Annotated in this window: 20 protein-coding genes; 19 read left to right on the forward strand and 1 reads right to left on the reverse strand. The window is 35.7% G+C overall.

Features of this window, described 5'->3' with window-relative positions; all coding sequences use genetic code 11:
- The first annotated feature begins 197 nt into the window (after nt 1-197).
- The 19 genes from ACTJJF_RS11865 to ACTJJF_RS11955 all read left to right on the forward strand — a co-directional run bounded on the left by ACTJJF_RS11865 (nt 198) and on the right by ACTJJF_RS11955 (nt 18,331).
- On the forward strand, nt 198-1,511 hold the full coding sequence (locus ACTJJF_RS11865) for a UDP-glucose dehydrogenase family protein (protein WP_440699788.1): 1,314 nt from the start codon (nt 198-200) through the stop codon (nt 1,509-1,511).
- Between the two features lie 4 nt (nt 1,512-1,515).
- Complete coding sequence (rfbB, locus tag ACTJJF_RS11870; RefSeq protein ID WP_440699789.1) at nt 1,516-2,595, forward strand: dTDP-glucose 4,6-dehydratase; 1,080 nt, start codon at nt 1,516-1,518, stop codon at nt 2,593-2,595.
- Between the two features lie 122 nt (nt 2,596-2,717).
- A complete protein-coding gene (rfbA, locus tag ACTJJF_RS11875) occupies nt 2,718-3,584 on the forward strand; it encodes a glucose-1-phosphate thymidylyltransferase RfbA (protein ID WP_276160262.1) in 867 nt (288 codons plus the stop codon).
- A 170-nt stretch (nt 3,585-3,754) separates the two neighbouring features.
- Nucleotides 3,755-4,603, forward strand: a complete 849-nt coding sequence (locus ACTJJF_RS11880; protein WP_276160261.1) for an ABC transporter permease — start codon at nt 3,755-3,757, stop codon at nt 4,601-4,603.
- A gap of 33 nt (nt 4,604-4,636) precedes the next feature.
- On the forward strand, nt 4,637-5,896 hold the full coding sequence (locus ACTJJF_RS11885; protein WP_276160259.1) for an ABC transporter ATP-binding protein: 1,260 nt from the start codon (nt 4,637-4,639) through the stop codon (nt 5,894-5,896).
- Complete coding sequence (locus ACTJJF_RS11890) at nt 5,893-6,294, forward strand: sugar 3,4-ketoisomerase (protein ID WP_276160258.1); 402 nt, start codon at nt 5,893-5,895, stop codon at nt 6,292-6,294. Before ACTJJF_RS11885 ends, ACTJJF_RS11890 begins: the two co-directional genes overlap by 4 nt.
- Nucleotides 6,284-6,706: a sugar 3,4-ketoisomerase gene (locus ACTJJF_RS11895; RefSeq protein WP_276160257.1), complete on the forward strand. Its 423-nt coding sequence runs from the start codon at nt 6,284-6,286 to the stop codon at nt 6,704-6,706. Before ACTJJF_RS11890 ends, ACTJJF_RS11895 begins: the two co-directional genes overlap by 11 nt.
- On the forward strand, nt 6,696-7,247 hold the full coding sequence (locus ACTJJF_RS11900) for an acyltransferase (protein ID WP_440699790.1): 552 nt from the start codon (nt 6,696-6,698) through the stop codon (nt 7,245-7,247). The genes ACTJJF_RS11895 and ACTJJF_RS11900 overlap by 11 nt, the downstream gene beginning before the upstream one ends.
- Nucleotides 7,248-7,269: 22 nt before the next feature.
- On the forward strand, nt 7,270-8,223 hold the full coding sequence (locus ACTJJF_RS11905; protein WP_440699791.1) for a glycosyltransferase: 954 nt from the start codon (nt 7,270-7,272) through the stop codon (nt 8,221-8,223).
- A gap of 348 nt (nt 8,224-8,571) precedes the next feature.
- Nucleotides 8,572-9,729, forward strand: coding sequence for a hypothetical protein (locus ACTJJF_RS11910; RefSeq protein ID WP_440699792.1), 1,158 nt, complete (start codon nt 8,572-8,574; stop codon nt 9,727-9,729).
- Between the two features lie 29 nt (nt 9,730-9,758).
- Complete coding sequence (locus tag ACTJJF_RS11915) at nt 9,759-10,865, forward strand: DegT/DnrJ/EryC1/StrS family aminotransferase (RefSeq protein ID WP_440699793.1); 1,107 nt, start codon at nt 9,759-9,761, stop codon at nt 10,863-10,865.
- Between the two features lie 35 nt (nt 10,866-10,900).
- Nucleotides 10,901-11,821 carry a glycosyltransferase gene (locus tag ACTJJF_RS11920; RefSeq protein WP_440699794.1) on the forward strand — a complete coding sequence of 307 codons (921 nt, stop codon included), beginning with the start codon at nt 10,901-10,903 and terminating at the stop codon, nt 11,819-11,821.
- Nucleotides 11,822-11,920: 99 nt separating this feature from the next.
- Nucleotides 11,921-13,033 carry a glycosyltransferase WbsX family protein gene (locus ACTJJF_RS11925; protein ID WP_440699795.1) on the forward strand — a complete coding sequence of 371 codons (1,113 nt, stop codon included), beginning with the start codon at nt 11,921-11,923 and terminating at the stop codon, nt 13,031-13,033.
- The gene (locus ACTJJF_RS11930; protein ID WP_440699796.1) at nt 13,030-14,151 is read left to right on the forward strand and encodes a glycosyltransferase WbsX family protein; all 1,122 of its coding nucleotides are present in this window, start codon (nt 13,030-13,032) and stop codon (nt 14,149-14,151) included. Before ACTJJF_RS11925 ends, ACTJJF_RS11930 begins: the two co-directional genes overlap by 4 nt.
- Nucleotides 14,144-14,989: a glycosyltransferase family 2 protein gene (locus ACTJJF_RS11935; RefSeq protein WP_440699797.1), complete on the forward strand. Its 846-nt coding sequence runs from the start codon at nt 14,144-14,146 to the stop codon at nt 14,987-14,989. Before ACTJJF_RS11930 ends, ACTJJF_RS11935 begins: the two co-directional genes overlap by 8 nt.
- Before the next feature lie 29 nt (nt 14,990-15,018).
- Entirely contained in the window at nt 15,019-15,687 is a 669-nt protein-coding gene (locus tag ACTJJF_RS11940) for an NAD-dependent epimerase/dehydratase family protein (protein ID WP_440699798.1), read from the forward strand.
- 17 nt (nt 15,688-15,704) lie between these two features.
- A complete protein-coding gene (locus ACTJJF_RS11945; RefSeq protein ID WP_440699799.1) occupies nt 15,705-16,526 on the forward strand; it encodes a glycosyltransferase family 2 protein in 822 nt (273 codons plus the stop codon).
- A complete protein-coding gene (locus ACTJJF_RS11950; protein ID WP_440699800.1) occupies nt 16,523-17,353 on the forward strand; it encodes a glycosyltransferase in 831 nt (276 codons plus the stop codon). The genes ACTJJF_RS11945 and ACTJJF_RS11950 overlap by 4 nt, the downstream gene beginning before the upstream one ends.
- A gap of 39 nt (nt 17,354-17,392) precedes the next feature.
- Nucleotides 17,393-18,331 carry a glycosyltransferase family 2 protein gene (locus ACTJJF_RS11955; RefSeq protein ID WP_440699801.1) on the forward strand — a complete coding sequence of 313 codons (939 nt, stop codon included), beginning with the start codon at nt 17,393-17,395 and terminating at the stop codon, nt 18,329-18,331.
- A 47-nt stretch (nt 18,332-18,378) separates the two neighbouring features.
- Here the strand turns inward: ACTJJF_RS11955 and ACTJJF_RS11960 are convergent, their stop codons facing one another.
- Nucleotides 18,379-19,413 carry an acyltransferase family protein gene (locus ACTJJF_RS11960; RefSeq protein ID WP_440699802.1) on the reverse strand — a complete coding sequence of 345 codons (1,035 nt, stop codon included), beginning with the start codon at nt 19,411-19,413 and terminating at the stop codon, nt 18,379-18,381.
- Between the last annotated feature and the right edge of the window lie 66 nt (nt 19,414-19,479).

Here is a 19,479-nt window from a genome sequence, read left to right on the forward strand (position 1 = left end):
TTACAGTACGAAAAAAGGCTTTCTTGCGAAGCCTTCCCATTTTTTCCGTAAATCCATTGCAAATATACGCCTTTTTTCTAAAAACACAAAATAATCTTATTATCAAGTAAATAGGGAAGGATTCATTTACAACAAATTAAAGGAGTAAGTGAAAGTATTTTTATTATTTTTGTCTTTAGAATTTTAAAACAAACATTTTGAATATAACGATTGTAGGAACAGGTTATGTAGGACTAGTTACAGGAACTACGCTTGCAGAGCTTGGCAATTCAGTATACTGTGTTGATATTGATGAAAAGAAAGTAGAAGGTATGAAAAACGGCATTGTTCCCATCTATGAGCCGAACCTTGAAGAAATGTTTCTGAGAAACATCCAGTCTGAAAGATTATTTTTCACCACCAACCTGAAAGAAGCATTAGATAAAAGTGAGGTCATCTATCTCGCATTGCCTACTCCTCCGGGAGAAGACGGGTCAGCAGACCTTTCCTATGTGCTTCAGGTAGCCAATAATATTGGAGAAATGATGACCGAATACAAGGTTATTGTTAATAAAAGTACGGTACCGGTAGGAACTGCAGACAGAGTGAGAGAGACAATCTCTTCAAAAACAGATATCCCTTTTGATGTTGTTTCCAATCCTGAATTCCTGAGAGAAGGCTTTGCGGTTGAAGATTCTATGAACCCATCAAGAGTGGTTGTAGGAGCAAGCTCAGAAAGAGCAAAGGATATTATGTCTAAGATCTACCAGCCTTTTACCAATACCGGTATTCCGATCATTTTTATGGATGAAAAGTCTTCAGAACTTACTAAATATGCAGCAAATTCATTTTTAGCGGTAAAAATAACCTTTATGAATGAAATTGCCAATTACTGTGAAAAAGTGGGAGCAGATGTGGATAAGGTAAGATTGGGAATGGGTAGTGACGACAGAATCGGGCACAGATTTTTATTCCCTGGAATCGGATATGGAGGAAGCTGTTTCCCTAAAGATGTAAAAGCACTTATAAAATCCGGAAAACAGGAAGATTTCAATTTTCAGATCCTTGAGGCTACTGAAAATGTAAATACCACCCAGAAAGTAATTTTAGTTTCTGAAATAGAAAAGTACTTTGGCGGAAATATCGAAGGAAAGAAAATTGCCATGTGGGGACTAGCTTTTAAGGCTAATACAGATGACATCAGAGAAGCTTCATCTTTAGACAACATTGCTCTTTTACTGGAAAAAGGTGCAGAAATTATAGCATATGACGCTGTTGCGGAAAGCAATGTCCAAAAACTTTTAGGTAATAAAATACAATACGCTAAAGGAATGTATGATGCACTGGAAGATGTGGACGCATTATTTATTGCTACAGAATGGCCGGAATTCAAAAACCCTAATTTTGAACTTATGGCTAAAAAAATGAAAAACAAAGTCATTTTTGACGGCAGGAATATGTATCCGTTAGAAATCCCTGAACAAAACGGATTTCATTATAAAAGTATAGGAAGAAAGACCATCACAAAATAAATCAATGAAAAATATTATCATCACAGGAGGAGCTGGATTTATTGGCTCTCATGTTGTAAGAGAATTTGTAAAAAACAATCCGGACACAACCATCATCAACATTGATGCTCTTACCTATGCCGGAAATCTTGAAAACCTTAAGGACATTGAAAATGAGTCCAATTATGTTTTCGAAAAAGCAGACATCACAAAACCGGAAGAACTTAGAAAAATTTTCGAAAAATACAACCCGGATGCTGTAGTGCATTTGGCCGCAGAAAGCCATGTAGACAGAAGTATTACAGATCCGATGGCATTCATCAACACCAACGTGAACGGGACAGCCAACCTTCTTAATCTTTGTAAAGAATTCTGGACATTAAATCCTGATCATACCCATGGCAGATTCCCGGATAAAAAAAGAAACAATCTCTTCTATCATATTTCAACTGATGAAGTTTATGGAAGTTTAGGGGCAACAGGTTTCTTTCTGGAAACAACACCATACGATCCCCAATCTCCGTATTCAGCTTCAAAAGCAGCTTCCGACCATTTGGTAAGAGCTTACGGAAACACTTACGGAATGCCGTTCATCGTATCCAACTGTTCCAACAACTACGGGCCAAACCATTTCCCGGAAAAACTGATTCCTCTTTGTATTTCAAATATCATCAATGAGAAACCACTCCCTATTTACGGTGATGGAAAATACACCAGAGACTGGCTTTTCGTCATAGACCACGCCAAAGCAATTCATCAGATTTTTAAAGAAGCAAAAACCGGTGAAACCTATAATATCGGAGGCTTCAATGAGTGGCAGAATATTGATCTGGTAAAAGAACTGATCAGACAAATGGATGCTAAACTTGGAAAACCGGAAGGCTATTCCGAGAAGCTGATCACTTTTGTTAAAGACAGACCGGGCCATGACAAGCGCTACGCCATTGATGCTACAAAATTAAATAAGGATTTAGGGTGGAAACCGTCCGTAACATTTGAAGAAGGTTTAGGAAAAACCATAGACTGGTACCTGGAAAATAAGGAATGGCTGGAAAATGTAACTTCAGGAAACTACCAGGAGTATTACAACAAACAGTACAGCTAGATTTCCATTATTGAGAAAAGCGAAGAATAAATACAATTTGATTTTATCTAATTTTTGCAACACACTCTAATCACAAAATAACGATCAATATAACACGCAAACAAAATTGGCGTAACACACACATGAAAGGAATAATATTAGCCGGAGGATCCGGAACAAGACTTTACCCTCTAACGATCGCAGTAAGTAAGCAATTAATGCCTGTTTACGACAAACCTATGATCTACTATCCTCTTTCCACACTGCTTTTAGCGGGCATCAAGGATATTTTAATTATCACCACTCCCCATGACCAGGCAGGATTCATCAAACTTTTAGGGGATGGTTCTCAAATAGGATGCAATATCGAGTATGTTGTACAACCAAGCCCGGACGGGCTGGCTCAGGCGTTTATACTGGGAGACCAGTTCATTGGCAGTGATTCTGCAGCACTGGTTTTAGGAGATAATATTTTCTATGGCTCTGAAATGGGAACTTTACTGAAAAACAAAACCAATCCGGACGGAGGTGTGGTTTTTGCCTACCATGTGGCAGACCCTGAAAGATATGGAGTGGTAGAATTCGATAAAGAACTGAAAGCAGTTTCTATTGAAGAAAAGCCCTTAAAGCCAAAATCCAATTACGCTGTTCCCGGTTTATATTTCTATGATAATTCTGTAGTGGAGATTGCCAAAAACATCAAACCTTCTGCAAGGGGAGAGCTGGAAATTACCGATATCAATAATGTTTACTTAAATAACGGAAAACTTGAGGTAGCTGTTCTGGACAGAGGTACGGCATGGCTGGATACCGGAACATTTGATTCCCTTCATGACGCTTCAGAATTCGTAAGTGTGATTGAAAAGAGACAGGGATTCAAAATCGGATGCATTGAGGAAATTGCTTTCAGAAATAAATTCATCAATGAAGAAAAACTTCTGGAAACTGCTACCAAATATGGAAAAAGCGGTTATGGTGAGTACCTGAAGCAGCTTATAGAAAAACAATAAATATAATTTATAAAATCCGCACACTATTGGCTTTATAGCCAATAGTTTTGTTTATAACAGCAAATATCAATATATTAGTTGTTGCTTTTGGGGTTTTATTTGAAATAAAATTCATAGCCTGAAAAATACAGTAAGATTAATTATTATAAATTTGCAAAAAACTTACACAGATGAATGAACCACAACAGAAGTGGACAGAAACGATTGATGCTGATCATTCGTTGTTTGACTTGAAGTTAAAAGAAGTCTGGAAATACAAAGATCTTGTTTATATGTTTGTAAAAAGAGATTTTGTATCCAGTTTTAAACAGACGATTTTAGGACCTATCTGGTTTTTTATCAATCCGATTTTAACGACTATTGTGTACCTGGTTATTTTTGGCAGAATTGCCAAACTACCTACAGATGGTGCCCCTCCTATTCTATTTTATCTATCCGGTGTCACTCTTTGGAATTATTTTTCATCTTCATTGCTGGCAACATCTTCTACGTTTACAGGAAATGCAGGAATATTTGGAAAAGTTTATTTCCCAAGACTTGTTACTCCATTATCTATTGTAATATCCAATCTTATGCGTTTCGGAGTACAGTTTCTTCTGTTTATTATGGCATGGGCATATTACTTGAGTCAGGGACAGGTTCATCCCAACATATGGATTTTTGCAACCCCTTTCCTTATAATACTTATGGCATTGTTCGCATTGGGAGTTGGAATGATCTTTTCTTCTCTTACAACAAAATATAAAGATCTTGCCATGCTTTTGGGATTCGGTATAAGTTTGTATATGTATGCTACACCGGTAATTTATCCGGTTTCTTCACTGCCAGGTTTTTTTAAAAAACTGGCTTACTACAATCCTCTGACCGGTATTTTTGAATGTTTTAAATACGCATGGATCGGTGTGGGAGATTTCTCCCCTGTAATGCTTGGAATAAGCACTGTTATCATTCTTATCCTTTTAATGATAGGCATTGTTGTTTTCAATAAGGTTGAAAAAACTTTTATGGATACTGTGTAATTACTTTTCTTTTAAAAATTTAAATTAAAAAACATGCTGGCTTTAAAAGCAGAAAATATATCTAAACAATACCGTCTGGGACAAGTCGGTACAGGAACGCTGTCTCATGACCTCAACAGATTCTGGTATAAGATAAGAGGGAAAGAAGACCCATATCTCAAAATAGGAGAAGCCAATGACAGAACTCAAAAAGGAACGTCTGAATATGTGTGGTCTTTACGGGATATCAACTTTGAGATAGAGCAGGGAGATGCCGTTGGAATTATTGGAAGAAACGGCGCCGGAAAATCAACTTTATTAAAAGTCTTAAGTAAAGTAACCAAGCCTACTACCGGAAATATACATACCAATGGCAGAATTGCTTCTTTATTGGAAGTAGGTACAGGGTTTCATCCTGAAATGACGGGACGTGAAAATGTTTTTCTTAATGGAGCGATCCTGGGAATGACAAGAAAAGAAATTAAAAGAAAATTTGATGAGATTGTAGATTTTTCAGGAGTTGAAAGGTATATTGACACGCCCGTTAAAAGGTATTCATCAGGAATGTATGTACGTCTTGCATTTGCCGTGGCCGCTCACCTTGAGTCTGAAATTCTTATTGTGGATGAAGTGCTAGCAGTAGGAGATGCTGAATTTCAAAAAAAATGTCTTGGTAAAATGAATGATGTAACCAGAGGAGAAGGGCGTACCATTCTTTTTGTAAGTCATAACATGACTGCCGTTAAAGAATTATGTTCAAAAGGAATTCTTTTGAATCAGGGACAAATTGACTATCAGGGAAACATTCTCAACACCATCATAGAATATCAGAAAAGCAGTGCCAGAGACAGCTCTTACACTTACAATGGTAACTTGGATGAGGCGATAGGCAATGAAAATATCCGGATAAAAGAATTTTCAGCATCCCCTGTTAAAGGAGATCTGATAGATATTGATTCCGGAGTCCGGGTAAAATTGGTTTTTCAGAATTACTGCCCGGATATTACACTGGATACAACATTCGAATTGAAAAACTATGAAGAATTAGTCATTTTCCATGTTGGAAAACTCATTACCCAGAATAATGATTCTAAAGTTGGAGAATATACGGTGGAATTTGATATTCCAGCAGGTCTTCTGAATGCCGGAAATTACTACTTCAAGCTGTATTTTGGAAAAGATCAGAGAATTCTTCTCTTTGGTATTGACGAATTTATAGGGTTTGAAGTAGAAAATGTAAAGGTTGGAACAGTTATGTATGTATACCCGGGAGTAACCCGACCAATTTTTGAATATAAAGTACAGACACCATGATTCCGAAAATAATAGAACTTCCCAAGATATATGACAAAAGAGGAAATTTATCCTTTTTTGAAAATCCCAATCAATTACCTTTTGAAATAGAAAGAACCTACTGGATATATGATGTACCCGGAGGTGAAGTGAGAGGCAGTCATGCTTTCAGGCAACAGCAAGAATTTATTATTGCCCTTTCCGGCAGTTTTGATGTGGTAATACACAATGGAAAAGAAGAACAGAGGTTTTCTTTAAACAGGTCTTATTATGGATTATACATTCCTAAAATGTTTTGGCGCAGATTGGAAAACTTTTCAACCAATTCATTAGCATTGATAGTTTCTGACAAACCATACAACGAAGACGATTATATAAGAAGCTTTGAAGAATTTAAAACATTGACTGATGAAGAATAATATTTCTGTATTTGATTGTAATCTTATTGATTTAGGTAAAATCAGTTTCGATGAAGGAAATCTCACTGTAGTTGAAAACAACTCTTCATTCCCTTTTAATGTAAAAAGAGTTTTCTATTTATATGACATTGCAGGGGGAGAAAGCAGAGGCGCCCATTCTCATAAAGAATGTCATCAGTTTCTGATAGCAGCAAGCGGCAGCTTTGAAGTTTCATTAGATGACGGGAAGTTCAAAAGACAGGTTTTTTTGAACCGTCCCAATATAGGTCTGCATATTCCTCCGGGAATCTGGGCTTCGGAGATTAATTTTTCTTCCGGAGCAATCTGTCTTGTACTGGCATCTCATACTTATAATGAAAATGACTACATAAGAAACTATGATACCTATTTAAAACTACAAAATGAAAAATAACATTCATCCTTTGTCTGATGTTCAAACCGAGCACATAGGTGAAAATACTATGGTTTGGCAATACTGTGTCATTTTAAAGAATGCAGAAATCGGGAATAACTGTAACATTAACTGTAATGTATTTATTGAAAATGATGTAAAAATAGGTGATAATGTGACCATTAAACCGGGAGTACAGATATGGGACGGAGTAACCCTTGAGGACAATGTATTTATTGGCCCAAATGTTACATTTACAAATGATCTTATTCCCCGCTCAAAGCAATACCCATTGGAATTCAGTAAAACTTTAATAAAAAAAGGAGCTTCTATTGGTGCAAATTCTACCATTATCGCAGGCAATATTATTGGTGAAAATGCCTTAATCGGAGCCGGAAGCGTCATTACAAAAGATGTCCCTCCCAATACAGTGTGGTATGGTAATCCTGCCAAACATAGGGGGTATATTACGGCTGCAGGTTTAATCATAGACCTTGAAATGAAAGATGAATCAGGCAATGAGTATTTTTTTGAAAATGCCCAGTTAATAAAACGATCTTAATCTTTTACGCAAACACCTTATGATGACTAAAAAACTATCTCTGATTCTTCTTTCTTATTACAGCGAAAAACGCATTGTAAACGTGTATGAAAACGTTAAGGAATTATTAGAGCAAAATAATATCCCCTTTGAATTTATTGTCATGGATGATGGCTCTCTGGACAACTCTTATAAAATAGCATTAGAACTGGAAAAAAAAGAGTCAAACGTAAGAGCTTATCAACTCAGCAGAAACTATACTAGTCATTATTCAATTTTTGCAGGACTTTCACTAGCAGAAGGAGCCTGTGCACTCCCTATTGTAGATGATGAGCAACAACCCTACGAGACGATTGTAGAGATGTATAACATATGGCTGAAGGGAGAAAAAATCATTATTCCTCATAGGATTACACGTGATGACAACTGGAAAAGCAAGATTTTTTCAGAAACCTATTATAAAATTATGAATAACCTTACGGAGGTGAAATTCCCGAAAGGTGGTGCTGATCTTTTCCTGATAGACCGTGAGATAATTGATATCCTTAACAAAAGAATACATCCTAGAAATACATCAACTGTTGCAGAAATTTTAAGATTGGGGTTTAATCCCTATCACTTTGGATATAAAAGACCGTTGGGAATTAATCAAAAATCCAGATGGACTTTAAAAAAGAAACTGACACTGGCAAAAGACACTTTCTTTTCATCCTCTTCGTTTCCTATAAAATTTATATTTAATCTTGGTCTATGGGTCTCTTTAATTTCGTTCCTACTTATCCTGTTTTATATTTATATTAAAATTTTCGGGAGCCCGTTTTTAAATGATATACAGCCTAAAGGATGGACGAGTATCATATTGTTCATCTCTTTTTTTGGAGGACTCATTCTCTTTTCTCTTGGTATCATAGCAGAGTATATCTGGCGGATTTTTGAAGAAGTAAAAGATCGCCCGGGTTATATTATTAAAGAAAAAGATGATGTTGAGAAACAGTAACGATCCATTATGCTGACTACATTAAAAAAAATACCTTCTGCATATTACATAATAGGCGTATTTCTATTGTGTCTAGCCTATGCTTTTCTCTCAAATGACAGATTACCATTCAAATATGTAGATATTTTTGATGAAAAAAGTTATATTGAGATTGTTAGAAATTTTTCAAAAAATTTTTTTGAACGAAGCTTTAATCCCTATTATATTTCCAGATTATTAATGCCGGGAATAGCTCATTTTATCCATAGTTTATTGGGGATAGCTTTTACGCTGCAAACTATTCAGGGTCTTTTTATCATACTGAATGGGCTTGCAATTTTCATTTCGCTGTATTTCTATTACAAAATTGTGAAGATAAAAGGCTACAGTAAAAATATTACGATTCTTGGTTTTTGCTTCCTGTTTGTCAATTTCTTTGTGCTTAAATTATCAAACTACTATCCTATTCTTATGGATTTGTTTGGCTTTACTTCAGGAATTATTTTATACTATTATTATACGATCAAAAACAGGACTGCATTTTTACTGATACTGATGATATCCATGTTTGTTTTCCCAACAACTTTTTTAATCGCAGTATCCCTTATTGCTTCCAGCTTTATTTCCTTTAATGAGAAAGGGCTTGCTATTGAAAAAAATTTCAATAAATATGTATATCTTGTTTTTGCGCTATGTATTGTATTTGAGCTCTTATATCTATATTCAAATTACAACCTGTTTATAGCAGCTGCTAAAAAAGATTATACGGTGCAGTCTGCCTTATTCTTGATTCCGGTAACATTTATATTGCTTAACTCTTTTATCTTTTTCACCATCCGGTATATTCTGAATTTATTGAATGGGTTGAATATAAACCGAAAAGGTTTTTTTTCTCCGTATCTTATTTTCCCGTCAGTTATTTTAGTCCTGTTTTTTGTTGTGAGTAAATTTATTACGGTTAATTTTAAAGATCCCCATACCCTGTCATCAGGTGAATTTTTATTTAATTTAATGTTTCAGGCATTTTCATTTCCTTTGAAATTCATTATTACCCATTTTATATATTATGGGTTATTTGTAGTTTTTATCATATACTATCGTAAGTTATTCTTCTCTTACGCAGCAAAAAACTCAGACTCATTCCTCAAAACAATAACCATACTTTTTTCCGTCTTCTTTATTTTAGGAACAGAAACAAGACAATTTTTACAATTTTTCCCTTTTATTGTATTTATATTTTTAGACAGTCTTAAGAAAGTAGATTTCAGCAGATATCAATTAGCCGGTATTTTCGTTTTTCAGTTGATCTGGTCAAGATTCTGGTACAAGATTAATGTACCGGAAGGCTTCCTGGACAAAGCATTATCGGAAAGAAACTTTTTCGGATTTCCCGCTCAAAAATATTTTCAGTTTCAGGGGCCATGGCTCTCAACAAACAACTCAATGATATATGGTGTTATATTTATCCTTACTTTTATAACAGTTTCACTTATTCTGAAAAAGAATTCTTTTAACAATAAAGTATAACATCTGACATATTTAATAACAATTAACAAATGATAAAATTCTTAGATCTTCAAAAAATAAACCTATTGCATCAGGAAGAAATTGAAGCAAAACTTTCCCAGGTTTTTCGTTCCGGATGGTATCTGATGGGACAAGAACTTTCAAATTTTGAAGGTAACCTTTCAGGATATACCGGAGCCCGATATGCCCTTGGGGTAGCCAATGGTCTGGATGCATTACGCCTGATATTACGGGCTTATATAGAATTAGGAATCATGAATCCAGGTGACGAAATCATCGTACCTTCCAATACCTATATTGCTTCCATCCTTGCTATTTCAGATAACGGACTGGTTCCCGTACTTGTAGAGCCGGATATTAACAATTACAACATTGATATCTCAAAAATCAAAGAAAAAATATCTTCAAAAACAAAAGGAATTCTAATTGTTCACCTGTATGGAAGAATCGTCTTTTCAGAAGAACTTCAGCAATTAGCCCAAACCCACAGCCTTAAGATCATTGAAGATAATGCCCAAACCATCGGAGCAGAATGGAATGGCAAAAAATCAGGTAATCTGGGTGATGCTGCCGGATTCAGTTTTTATCCCGGAAAAAACCTTGGAGCGCTTGGAGATGCAGGAGCAGTTACCACTAATGACGAAAAGCTTGCCGCTACCATAAAAGCTTTAGCCAATTACGGATCCAATCAAAAGTATGTAAATATATACCAGGGGCTTAATTCCAGGCTGGATGAAATTCAGGCAGCTGTTTTAGATATAAAACTGAAATATATAGATTCTGAAAATGATACCCGAAGAAAAATAGCAAAACGCTATATTTCCGGGATTATCAACCCTGCAATAACACTTCCTGAATATCCTGAAAATGAAAAAGAGCATGTTTGGCACGTTTTTGTGATCAGAACAGCCCATAGAGATGCTTTACAGAAATATCTTGCAGAAAATGAAATTCAGACCCTGATACACTATCCGATTCCTCCTCATAGGCAGCAGGCATATAAAGAATGGAATGATCTATCCTTCCCGATCAGTGAAAAAATTCATGAAGAAATATTAAGTTTGCCAATCTCCCCGGTAATGACGGAAGAAGAAGTTGAAAAAGTTATAGATACTGTAAACAGATTTAAAATTTAACCCTCAAAAACTTGATTTCAATAAAGTAAAATATCATGACAGAATTTCCTTTGGTTTCGATTTTATGCCTCAGCTATAACCAACAGCGGTTTCTAGTAGAGTCTTTAGAAAGTTTAAAATCTCAGACCTATCATAATATTGAGATCCTGATCTGTGATGATTGCTCAAAAGATAATTCTGTAGAAATTATCAATAACTGGATCAAAGATAACCCTCAACTGAACATCCGGTTTATTCCTCATACCCGGAATCAGGGAATCTGTAAGTCTTTGAATGAGCTATTGGCTGTTTCCAAAGGCAAATATCTTATTACCATAGCTCTTGATGACCTTATGGAGCCTGATAAAATAGAAAGACATGTTGCCATACTTGAAAACTCTTCCCCTAAGGAAGCGTTGGTATTCTCAAATGCTTATATTATTGATGACAATTCAGTGCGTTTTCAAAATACTTTTATCCCCTATTTTCATCAATATCTGAATATTGAATCAGGAAACTTTTATAAAAAATTACTTGATTATAATTTTCTTCCTGCCATGTCATGTGTCACCAAATCTGCTTTGGTAAAAGAGATCGGAGGATGGGATGAAAATTTAACGTTTGAAGATTATGATATGTGGCTCAGACTAAGCCAGAAGTATGACTTCATCTATGACGACACCAAGTCATGCAGCTATAGAATGCACAGTACCAATACTCATAAAAAAAATAACTTTTTAGCAGACTCATTCTTTGATATCTTCATCAAACACAAAGAGCAGCCTGAAATGAAAAAGAAAATCCTGAAACTCATTCATGACGCTTACAGAGAAAATAAGCTGACCGAAAATCATAAAAAATTCCTTAGAGAGCTTGATCATAAAACACTTTCTGAAAAACTGATTCTGAAGAATGTGGGTAAATTCACCTATAATACATTACATTATCTTCAAAAGGTTTATTATAAAAGCTGGTAAGTGAATATACAGATGTAGTATGATACTGCTTATCGGTAAAAATATTGCCTTAGAAACAAATGATCAAATTTATTTAACAGATAATTTAAGCACAGAAATATGAAAATAAGACCAATCGCCATACATTTACCACAATATCATCCATTCCCGGAAAACGATGAATGGTGGGGAAAAGGGTTTACGGAATGGACGAACGTCACAAAAGCAAAACCTCTGTTTGAGAACCATTACCAGCCACATCTTCCATCAGATCTTGGATTTTATGACTTAAGGCTGGAAGAAGCAAGAATGGCACAGGAACTTCTGGCCAAGCAGTATGGAATCTATGGTTTTTGTTATTATCACTATTGGTTTAACGGGAAACGCTTAATGCATGAGCCTATCGACAGAAAATTAAAAAACCCAAAAGAAGATCTGCCTTTCATGTTGTGCTGGGCCAATGAAAACTGGACCAGACGCTGGGATGGTAATGATCAGGAAGTTTTAATAGAACAGAAATACTCTGTGCAGGACAATGAAGATCATATTGATTTTTTGCTTCCTATCTTAATGGATGACAGATATATCAAGGTAAACAACAAGCCCGTGATTGTTATTTACAAACCTAATATTTTACCTAATGTACAGGAAACAATCAAATGCTGGCGGGAAAAAGCAAAAGCAGTTGGCTTAGAATTGTATATTTGCCATATGGTCTTTTCATATCAGAAAGACTGGGATCAATTGGTAGAAGGTTTTGATGCCGCAGTTGATTTTGAACCTTTCGGTATACGCAGAAAAAGTGTTTTCAAAGAAATTCAGGAAAGAAAAAGAAGACCTCAGCAAGGTATTATAGGCCGTGTAAAGAATGCTTTCACAGAGAAAAAGAAAGAGAATAACCACAATACAGTTCCCTACAAATGGATGGGAGAGCATTTAAAACATCTTAAGGATTTTGATTTCAAACTTTACCCTTCCCTTGTACCCGGATGGGACAATACATCCCGAAGAGGTACAAACCCTACTCTGATACTTGAAAACTCTACACCTGAGTATTTCGGAGATTGGCTTTCAAAAATTAAAGCAGATTTCAAACCTTATTCTGAAGATGAAAATTTCATTTTTATTAATGCATGGAATGAATGGGCCGAAGGCAATCACTTAGAACCTGATCAGAAATTTGGAACACAATATCTGGAATCCGTTAAAAAACTATTTTTGAATCCGTTATGAAAAAAATAAAACCTCTTGCATTTTATCTTCCTCAATATCATCCTGTTCCGGAAAATGACGAATGGTGGGGAAAAGGATTTACAGAATGGACTAACGTAAGTAAAGCGCAACCTTTATTTGAAGGTCACGAACAGCCCATATTCCCTGCAGATCTGGGATATTATGATCTTCGCCTTCCTGAGGTAAGAGAACAGCAGGCACACATGGCAAAAGAATATGGCGTGCACGGATTTATCTATTATCACTATTGGTTTGGAAGCGGAAAGCAGTTACTGGAACGTGTAGCCAATGATGTCTTAAAATCAGGAAAACCGGATTTTCCTTTCTGCTTTTGCTGGGCAAATGAAACATGGTCAGGAATATGGCATGGATTATCAGAAAAAATACTGGCCAAACAAACTTATCCGGATGAGCAGGATCTAATTGCTCATTTCGAATATCTGCTTCCTTTCTTCAAAGACGAAAGATATATAAAAGTAGACAATAAACCTCTTTTTATTATCTATGACCCTAATCATTTAAATGACGGCGATCCATATTATATCTCAAAATTCAGGGAGCTTGCCAGAAAAAACGGATTTGATGATTTGTATGTGATGGCTTCCAATAAGCTTCCGGACGATCTTGATTTTCAATCGATGGGGTATGACAGTAAGATTTCCAATGCTTTTCAGAAAGCATGGGCACCTCATGTTAATAAAAAAGAATACATCTCCCATTCTCAATATTATAAAAACAGAATAAAAGGGCTTATAGGAATAAAGAAAGAACAGCCAAAAGTCAGAATTCAGGATGCCCGGGAAGTAGTAAATGATTTAAAGTTTGAAGAAAGCAACGTTCCTACCTATCCGTGTATTCTGCCCAACTGGGATAATACGCCAAGGAGTGGTTACAGAGGAATTATACTGGCCAATAACTCTCCGGCACTCTTTGAGCAGCAGGTAGAAAAAGCAGCACAATATCTCGAAAACAAAAAAGATTACCCGGAACAGTTTTTAATTGTTAAATCCTGGAACGAATGGGCAGAAGGAAATATTCTGGAACCGGACAGAAAAAATGGTTTCGGATATTTGAATGCATTAAAAAAAATATTGAATAAACACAGTAGAAATGAGTAAATTCAGTGTACTTATTGCCAATTATAATAATGGTCATTTTTTTGAAAAATGTTACCAAAGTTTAATTGCTCAGACTGAAAAAGACTGGGAAGCAGTGATTTTGGACGACGGATCTACTGATGATTCTCTTGAAGTCATAAGAAAGATTATTGGTGATGATACCCGGTTTAAAATTAATATGAATGATCAAAACAGGGGAATAGGATATACAAAAAAGAGACTAATACAGCTTGCGGAATCTGAAATATGTGGTTTCCTGGATCCTGATGACGCATTGACAGAACAGGCACTGGAATTCGTTTTAAAAACCCATTTGGAATATCCTGAAGCAGGTATGGTTTATTCTAATCTGGTATTTTGTGATGAGCACCTTAATCCTAAATCAGTGCATAAAGCTAAACAGATTACCGGGCTTGATCAGTCTTATTTTAATTTTAACGGCGAAATTTCACATTTTGCCACTTTTAAAAAAAAGATCTACGAGAAAACTTCCGGTATTGATCCGTTTTTAAAAATCGCTGAAGATAAAGACTGGTACATGAAAATGTGCGAAGTAGCTCCCGTACAATATATTGATGAAGACTTGTACCTGTACAGAATTCATCAAAATGGAATATCTACCACAAAAAATACAGAAAAAGCCCTGTTCTGGCATTGGGTGGCTCTTATTAAAATGGCTGAAAGAAGGAATATCAATATTGAAGACCTTTTTCTTGAAAACTATATTCCGAAAAACAAATACAACTATGCACTCGATAAGCTGGAACGTGTAAAAAATTCACGATGGGCAAAACTGGGAAATAAACTTGGACTTTTTAAAATCTTCAAATACCTATAAGGTTTTTGAAATGTTTAGATAAAAAATATATGATTATTGGTAATGGAATTCTGGCGGCGGCCGTAAGATCTTATGATAGAAAAGATGTAATATTTTTTGCATCCGGGGTTTCCAATTCCCTGGAAAAAAATCCGGCAGAATTTGAAAGAGAAATTTCTCTGCTGGCAAAAATAACAGAAGAATTTCCGAATAAAAAACTGATTTATTTTTCGACCTGCAGTATTTATGATCCTTCCAAAAAAGAGAGCCCATACGTAAACCATAAACTTAATGCTGAAAAGTTTATTAAAGAACACTGCAAAAGCTTTATCATTTTCAGGGTAGGAAATGCGGTAGGCCGTGGTGGCAACCCCAATACTTTAATTAATTTCCTTAAAAATTCAGTACTATCAGGAAACCGTTTTACCGTTCACAACAATGCAAGAAGAATCCTGATCGGTACAGATGATATTGCATTATTTACGAAACAGTATATTGATGAATTCAACAATGAGATTATCAATCTTACTTATCCTTATCAGTACTCACTTCAGGAGATTCTGAGCCAGCTGGAAGATCATTTAGGCAAGAAAGCAGTATATGAAAATACTGATGAAGGCTCTTATTATAATATTGAATTTAATCCTCATACAGAATCCTTTTTCGCTGGAATTTCTTCCGAAGATTATTTAAAAAAATTATTTTCAGCATATTTATAAAGTAAAAAACCAATTGAATGACAAATAAAGTTTCCATCATTGTTCCCTGTTATAATCACGCAAAATACCTGGAAGAATGTATAGAGTCTATTAAAAACCAATCGTATTCCAATTGGGAATGTATTATCGTAGATGATGGCTCTACAGATGACACTCAAAGTGTGTCCCGTAAACTTGAGAATGAAAAAATACGATACGTATATCAGGAAAACAGAGGGCTTTCCGGAGCAAGAAATACAGGAATAAGGAACGCAACAGGAGATTATATCCTTCCTTTGGATGCTGATGATACCCTGAACCCACTTGCCCTGGAAAAAATGATCGCCGTTTTTACTCAAAAACCGGAGACATTGATTGTATTTTCAGATACGGTAACTTTCGGGCATACCCATAAAAAATCTAATTTACAGGAAAAATTTACCCTCAAAGAATTGCTTTTAGGAAACAAAATGTATTGTACCTCTATGTTTGCTAAAAAGTATTTTGATGAAGGAATCATATATGATGAAAAATTAAGACATGGCTTTGAAGACTGGGAATTCTGGATTCAACTGATCTCTACCCACAGAGATCAGCCTATCATTAAAATTGATTACCCGGTTTTCAATTACAGATCACACCCGGATACTTCAATGATCAAAGAAATCACAGGAAATCAGGATAAAATAGAGTTCATTTACCATACCGTGTATGAAAAACACAAAACACTGTTTCATGAATTCTTTCCCAGCTATATTACCCTCCTGAACAGAAAGACCTTCTATGAGCAAAAACTGGAGAAAATATACGGCAGCAAGCCATACAGAATATACAACTTTTTAATAAATTTATTCAGATGAGTCAGTTTGTACACATTATAATGACAAGATTCAATGTTCCTACAAAAGGCTGGAACGAGACACGTTCAGGATTTAAACCTCTTACAGAAGAATGGCTGGATGACCGCTTCAGGTTATTCAGAACTTATGTGCTTCCTTCCTATAAAAATCAGACCAACCAAAATTTCGTATGGCTAACGTTCTTTGATGTGAACACTTCTGATAAGTTCAGGAAAATCATTAAAGAGATCGAAACTGAATATCCTACTTTCAAAGCTGTATTTGTAGAAGATTTTGATGTCATGAAAACCAAAGCAGTAGAAATCATTCCACAGTATTTTGCTCCGGATACAAAATTTGTTATTACCGGCGAACTGGATAATGATGATATGCTTCACAAGGATTATATAAAAACAGTACAGGAACACTTCAAACCGGTTCATGACCTTGTCATAGATCTGAGAAGAGGATTTCAGCTTACCATGCTGCCGGACCGCAAAGCAATTGTAAAGCTTTATAATGCCATTGCCAATCCGTTTGTAAATCTGGCCGAAAGTACAGACAGCTTCCAGACTGTTCTTAAGGAAAGAGCCCATAACTGCTTCCGTGATTATAAAAACTTTTCTACTGAAGACAGTAAAGAAATGTACATTCAGATTGTTCACCAGTATAATTTAATGAATGCAACGTTCAAGCATAAAGCAGTTTCCGGAGTTGATTTTTCAGACTATGGAATGACGGAGGATACAACCTTTACTATTGATCATTTTAAAACACTTAAACACAATATTTCCCGTATTCCTTTTGTAATGGGACATATTTTGAAAAGAGTATTCAATAAGAAATAGGTTTTATTCAATATTAAATTAAAAAACAGACTGATTGAAATGAAAATTTCCGTAATCATTCCCGTATACAACGCTGAAAAATATGTTACTCAGGCTGTTGAATCTGCCCTTCAGTTCGATGAAGTATATGAGGTTGTTCTGGTAGAAGATAAATCTCCGGACAATGCACTGCAGGTATGCAGGGAACTTGCCGGGAAACACAGCAGAGTAAAACTTTATCAGCACCCGGACCAAGGCAATCATGGCGCCGGAGCCAGCAGAAATCTGGGGATAGAAAAATCAGAAGGTGATTTCATTTCATTTCTGGATGCAGATGATTATTACCTTCCCAATCGTTTTGATGCAGAAAAAGAACTCTTTAAAAACAATGATGTAGATGGCGTTTATGGAGCAATAGGTGTACATTATTATTCTGAAAAAGCGAAAGAACAGTATTATAAAGTCTTTGGAGACCACTTAACCACTGTTTACAAAAAGCATCCTCCGAAAGATGTATTTCCCGGGCAACTTAATATGATAGGAACCTTCGGCCTTTTCAGCATAGATGCCCTGACCATCAGGAAAAGCTCTCTGAAAAACCTGCAATATTTCTTCAAAACCCATTTAAAACTACATCAGGACACAGAATTCCTGTTCAGACTCTCCTACTATCTGAATTTATATCCGGGAATTCTTGACAGCGCCGTAGCCGTAAGAGGAGTTCATGAGAATAACAGGATTACCAAGGTAGACAACAGGGAGATAAAACCAGCCTCAACAAGAGTTTTACTCTGGGAAGAGGTGAACAAATGGGCGGAAAGCGAAAATACGATTCCTGCAGAAATTAAACTCCACATCAGGAGAGTATACAGAAGCTTTCAGATCGCCAATGCCCCTTTTATTACAAAATGGGGAATGATTCTAAAATATATGTTTACTGATTACCGAAGCATAAGATCGGGGCTTTACAATATTAATTTCAGGAAAGATCTGTTCTAACCAAAACATAAAACTAAATATTTAGTTTTAAAAGGAAGTTTTAATTTTTATTGTTTTGAAAAGTGTATTTTTCTTAAAAGATCACGCATCGGCTTTTCGATAAACTGATAAAAAAAGGCAGAGCTAAGCAGCATTACAATAATATATATCACAAATACAATATCGATGCTGAATGTATATTGCTGCCATTCTAAAAATGCTCTCACAAGGTAGAGGACAGGAATATGAGTAATGTATATTCCATAACTGATCTCTCCAAGGTATTCCAGCGGTTTCAATGAAAAGAATCTGGTTACCCATCCGTTATTGGCTGAGATTACAAAGATCGCAGGCACAAAAAGCAGTGCCATCAAACCATTATGATAGAAAAGCGGAACAAACATTAAAGTTACAAGGATCAATAAAAAGAGTACAATAACCTGCCGATCGTAGTTTTTTTGTCTATAATTTCTCACGAAAAAGATTCCCGCCAGATTCCCGATCAGAAATTCATTAAGATGCCATAAAGGGAAATAATACAGAAACTCGTGGCTTTTGGTATGAGGCCCTTCGTAAGCTCCATATACCGGATACAGGTTAGAAAACACCTGAGTAATCAACCATAATCCAATAGCAGCAACCCAGATCATCTTATTTTTCCTGGAATAAAAATAATTGTATAAGAGAGGAAAAAGCAGATAGAAGAAAAATTCTACCGATATAGACCACCCCGGAAAATTGAGGATCATGGCCTCCCCCGGTATCCAGCTCTGAATTCCCAAACTGTACAGCATCAGCTTATACCAGTCAAACATCTGGGATCTTGTCATAAAATACAGCAAAAGCCCCAGAATATACAGCGGATAGATCCTGGCAAACCTGTTCTTATAGAACTCCAGATAGTCAATCTTATCTTTTTTATGATAAGCAATAATCATGATAAACCCCGAAAGGATAAAAAAATAGCTTACCCCTACATTGGCTCTCAGAAAAAGATTGGAAATATAATCGATCTTGTATAAAAACAGATCTTTATTGAAATGGGAAATGACAATTGCCATAGCAGCAACAAATCTGGTAAATGTAATCTGACTTATCTTCACAGAAACACGGAATGCTTTACTTTATCAAAAACTATCTGCCCCCAATCTGCTGACAGTTCCATTTCA

Origin of the sequence: Chryseobacterium sp. 22458 (genome assembly GCF_052044975.1) — a bacterium.
Taxonomy (GTDB): domain Bacteria; phylum Bacteroidota; class Bacteroidia; order Flavobacteriales; family Weeksellaceae; genus Chryseobacterium.